This is a genomic window from Methylobacterium frigidaeris (assembly GCF_022179185.1).
Lineage (GTDB): Bacteria > Pseudomonadota > Alphaproteobacteria > Rhizobiales > Beijerinckiaceae > Methylobacterium > Methylobacterium frigidaeris.
In genome coordinates, this window is the sequence record NZ_BPQJ01000149.1 from 1 (window position 1) to 408 (window position 408).

Annotated in this window: 1 protein-coding gene; it reads left to right on the forward strand. The window is 63.7% G+C overall.

What is annotated here, in order from left to right; translation table 11 throughout:
- On the forward strand, positions 1-408 hold a 408-nt coding region (locus tag MFF64_RS36625; protein WP_273557213.1), incomplete at both ends, for a flagellin.

The window sequence follows — 408 nt, forward strand, 5'->3', positions numbered from 1 at the left end:
CCAGCTTCGGCTTCACCGCCGCGCAGACGAGCACCGGAACCAACGCGTCCGCCGGTGCGGGATCCGTGGCGACCACCACCACCGCCAAAGGCATCCTCGACACCCAAACCGGCACCTACGACGGGTTCAACAACGCTGCCAAATACTCGGTGACGAGCTTCGACATCTCGAACCTGGTCGGGACGGCCGGGGACACCAACCTGTCGAACATCATCGACATGGTGGACCAGGCGATCGCGAAGGTGACCGACGCCGGCACGAAGCTGGGCGCCAACAAGACGCAGATCGACGGGCAGAAGACCTTCGTCGACACGCTGATGAAGGCGAACGACCGCACCATCGGCATCCTGGTTGACGCGGATATCGAGGAGGAGTCGACGAAGCTGAAGGCGCTGCAGACGCAGCAGC